This window comes from Winogradskyella ursingii (assembly GCF_013403975.1).
Taxonomy (GTDB): Bacteria; Bacteroidota; Bacteroidia; order Flavobacteriales; family Flavobacteriaceae; genus Winogradskyella; species Winogradskyella ursingii.
In genome coordinates this window covers 1-4,613 of record NZ_JABFDH010000010.1, presented here as the reverse complement: position 1 = coordinate 4,613, position 4,613 = coordinate 1, and the positions used below count along the sequence as shown (strand labels likewise).

The window sequence follows — 4,613 nt, the reverse complement described above, 5'->3', positions numbered from 1 at the left end:
CTCACGGACTTTCTATCTGTGATTTATTTGCTAAATTTAGTGCTTAATCACGCAACGAAATCATACACTAGACCGTTAGCTTTAATGCTCTAGGAAGTTTACGCAATTGAAAAACTGAAAAAGAAAATAGAAAATGAAAAAGCAAACTCTGAATTGAATAAAAACTAAATCTCACTCAAACTCTGAAAAAATTAACAGTGCGGAATCTGATAAAAAACAATTGAAACTTGAGCAATTTGGCGGAATAAAAACTGCTGAATTTACTCAAACTCTAAAAACATAAATTAAGAAACCAAAGAAAACAGAATGAATTTTACAACGGAAAAAAAAGCACAAAAAGCTAACAAGGTGTATAATTCATTACGGCGGAATTCCCTAATCGGAAATTCCTCGCACTTTTGTTATATTTGGTTCAACATCGGAAAAATCTAAACGATTTTTCCGTAACGAAATCATACACAAAACCGTTGGTAGCCATTTGACCACCGAAAGAGCAATTTAATAACCATCCGATTTACGGAATCTCGAATAAGAGAAAATAATATTGTAAATTGTCTCTCAAAAAGTGAAGAATGAAAACCAACAAAAGGTCGAAAACTAACCGCTCAAGACCTAAATGGAGCAATTAAATTATTTTAAAATGAAAAATTTATTTTTAGCTTTAGCTTTTATGCTAATGGGAACTTTTGCTTTTGCAGAAAACACAAATTATGATGTGGATGTGTTAGAAAGTATGGGGATTTGTACCGTAACTATTACAGAACAAAATAGTGACGGAACTACAAACACTTACACTTACCAGTTCGAAACTTCGACAGCTCAAGATTGTCAAAATGCTGGTCAAGCTATTCTACAAGCTCACATCAATAAGCGTTAATCATAATCAACAAACCCTAGGTGTTGCTTAATTCATAATACCTAAGGTTAATAAAAAAACTATGAAAAAAAAAATAATTAATATTCTACTATTACTTTTTACTGTATTTTCATATAGTCAAAACCAAAAATATTTTGAAGCAGTATACGACATATACTATAATACTGACGTGCCACAAACAAAAAAAGCCAAACTTCAAGTCGACAAAATAAATAAGCATTCTATATTCCATATTGGAAAAACTAAAGATAATAATGGAGGGTCGTCCGTCTCATCAAGTGATGATGGCTTAAATTATACCATTCAATACTCGGATTTAGACAGGTTTATTGAGATGGATTTCAAAAACTCAAAAATTTATTCCAAAGAAACTCACAGAGGCAACGTATATTTTGTAAAAGACAGTATTCTAAATTTAAATTGGAATTTAAATTATGATAATGAGAAAAAAATAGGCTCTTTGATGTGCAAAAAGGCAACGACACATTTTAGAGGAAGAGATTACACAGCTTGGTACACTTTAGAAATTCCTTTAGCCTATGGTCCATATAAGTTTCACGGTTTACCTGGTCTCATTGCAAGCATTAGTGATAGTTCAAATACTTTTACTTGGACAATAGCTTCTTATAAGATACAAGCCGAAAAACCTGATTTTAAATATGACAAAAAACTAGAACCCCTAATAAGTGCTAAAAAATATTATAGTGAAATAAGATACCCTTCTGCTTCCGAACAAGAAAGCATAGTGCAATCTAAATTACCTCAAGGAATTAAGCTAATATCTGTAACTTCTGATGCGCACATCAGAAAAGGAGTTGAAATAGAATTTGAATGGGAAAAAGAAACAAAAGAAGACTAAATCTCTGTTGTACGATAGTATTATTGGTTTTACTTCAAAACAATTGTTTTACCCAAACTAAAATTTTCGGTTCAGTTAAGGACAATACAAATAAATTGTATTCAGTTAGTGTCATTTTAAAAGATAGTTTATCCAAGTCCATTATATCCTATACCTATACTGATGAAAACGGCAACTATGAACTTATAATAAACGAATACGGTAAATTTAATTTAGTTTTTACATCACTTGGTTATGAGACCAAAACTGTTCAAGTTAAAACAGATAAATTTAAAAAGCAGGTTAACATTGAAGTTCTACTAGAGGACAAGCCAACAAATTTAGATGAAGTCATTGTTCAAGCCGAACGCCCAATTTCGATAAGAAAAGACACCATCAATTTTAAGACTAAATACTTTATCAATGGAACCGAACAAACCGTAGAAGATTTATTAAAAAAAATTCCCGGTTTACAAATAGATAGTGAAGGCACTATTAAAGTTGGCAATCAAGAAATTGAAAAATTAATGATAGATGGCGATGACCTTTTTGAAAAAGGCTACAAAATTTTGTCCAAGAATATGCCTGCATACCCAATCGAGGAAGTTGAAGTCCTCAAAAATTATTCTAACAACCGTTTACTGAAAAATATAGAAGAGAGCAACAGAGTAGCGTTGAACTTAAAGCTGGATGATAAGTCCAAACGCATTTGGTTTGGTAATATCGAGGCAAGTACTGGGAATGACAACTTTTATGAAGTAAAAGGAAATTTGATGAATTTTGGAAAAAGAAATAAATATTACTTTCTCACAAATTTTAACAGTGTCGGTTTCGATGCCACAGGAGATATTGAACATCTTATTCGCCCGTTAAGATTTGATGAGCCAGCAAGCATTGGAGACAATCATAGTGTTAGCAATGCGCTTGCTCTAAATGTTGGGAATTTAAGTTTTAAGCGCAGTAGAACCAACTTTAATAATGCAGAACTTGTTTCGCTCAATGCCATATTCAATCCGACAGATAAATTGAAGATAAAAACATTGGGCTTTTTCAATTGGGATAAAACGGATTTTTTTAGAAACTCTATAGATGTTGTTGATGTAAATGGAACAAACTTCACTAACACAGAAGATTACCAATTACGAAACAATAAGCGTATCGCTTTTGGTAAATTGGATGTTACATACAACATCTCTAAAACTAAAATGTTAGAGGCCACAACAAAATATAACAACGGCGATTTTAACGACAATTCTAATTTAGTGTTCAACGGTAATTCTACTGTCGAGAATTTACAGCACCAAAACACACTTTTCGACCAAAAAGTGAGCTACACCAATAAATTTAGGAAGAAAAAAGTCTTTTTACTGACAGGACGATTTATCGATGAACAAACCCCTCAAAACTATGCTATAAATCAATTCTTTTACCAAGATTTATTTCCCGAAAACAATGAAGCCAATAATGTAAACCAAAAAAGCACAAACCAAATGCAATTTGCTGGCTTCAACGCACATTTATTGGACCGCAAGGAAAATGGACACCTATTGGAATTACAATTGGGTAACGAGTTCAGAAAAGATAGGTTACAAAGTACATTTTCACTTTTAGAGAACGATACGGTTTTAGAACGGCCGAACGGTTATCAAAACCAAACTGTTTATCAAGTCAATGATTTGTACATTAAGGGCAAGTACAGATTAAAAGTCAAAGATTTTGGTATTGTAGGCAAACTGGATGCACATCAGCTTTTCAATCGTCTGGAAAACAATAACGTAAGCAGTACACAAAATCCTTTTTTCATCAATCCAAGTTTAGGTTTTGATTGGAAAATAAACGATAAAAATAAAATTACATCTTCTTACGCATACAATACTACTAATGCAAAAGTTTTAGATATATTTAGCGATTTTGTTTTAACTGGTTTTCGTTCCTTTTCAAAAGGAACAGGTAGTTTTAATCAACTAGATGCATCAAATATTGTTTTCAATTACCAATTAGGTAATTGGAGCGACCGCTTTTTTGCAAATACTTTTATTATATACAGTAAAAATCACGACTTCTTTTCAACAAATACAACCATAGAACAAAACTATACCCAAGCCGAAAAGATACTTATTAAAGACCGTGAGTTTTTAAGTGTAAATTCAAAATTGGATTATTACTTCAAGTTTATGTCGTCTAACTTAAAAGTAGATTTAGGTTACACAAAAAGTGAATTTAAAAATATTGTGAACAATTCTAATTTAAGATTGGTAACGTCTAATAATTACAATTATGGTTTAGAACTTCGTTCTGGGTTTAAAGGCATTTTCAATTATCATATTGGTACTAAATGGATAACCACAGAAATAGAGACCACCACAAATAACTCATTCACGGACAATGTGAGTTTTTTGGATTTATCATTTGTTTTTAACAAAAACCTTGATTTCCAGTTACAGTCCGAACATTACTACTTTGGGAATTTACAGACCGACAACACCTACTATTTTTTGGACTTTGATGCACGATACAAACTGATTGAAAACAAGCTGACTTTAGGTCTTACTGGCAAAAACCTGTTTAATACCGAAAGATTTAGAAATTTTTTAATCAGCGATATTGGAACGTCAACGAATGAATATAGACTTTTACCAAGATTTGTATTATTAAAATTGGAATACAGATTTTAACATTGGAACGGAATAAAAACGGCTACCAACACCGTATATAGTTTATTGCTATTAATAGCTTAATCAAAGGTAGTTTTTTATTTGTAAATTTCGTAATTAATCCGAAAATTAATGTGTATTTACACGCAACAAACCATATACAAACACGTTGGCATTCATTAAAACCAATCAATACTAATTGAACTTAATAAGTGAATAATAAAACCCTGAATTTTATAATAAT

General features: G+C 31.5%; 3 protein-coding genes. All 3 read left to right on the top strand.

Annotated features, from left to right (window positions below):
- Positions 1–640 precede the first annotated feature (640 nt).
- A complete protein-coding gene (locus HM983_RS15680; RefSeq protein ID WP_179346691.1) occupies positions 641–877 on the top strand; it encodes a hypothetical protein in 237 nt (78 codons plus the stop codon).
- Between the two features lie 61 nt (positions 878–938).
- The gene (locus HM983_RS15675; RefSeq protein WP_179346690.1) at positions 939–1,736 is read left to right on the top strand and encodes a GLPGLI family protein; all 798 of its coding nucleotides are present in this window, start codon (positions 939–941) and stop codon (positions 1,734–1,736) included.
- On the top strand, positions 1,709–4,390 hold the full coding sequence (locus HM983_RS15670) for a carboxypeptidase-like regulatory domain-containing protein (protein ID WP_179346689.1): 2,682 nt from the start codon (positions 1,709–1,711) through the stop codon (positions 4,388–4,390). The genes HM983_RS15675 and HM983_RS15670 overlap by 28 nt, the downstream gene beginning before the upstream one ends.
- Positions 4,391–4,613: the final 223 nt, after the last annotated feature.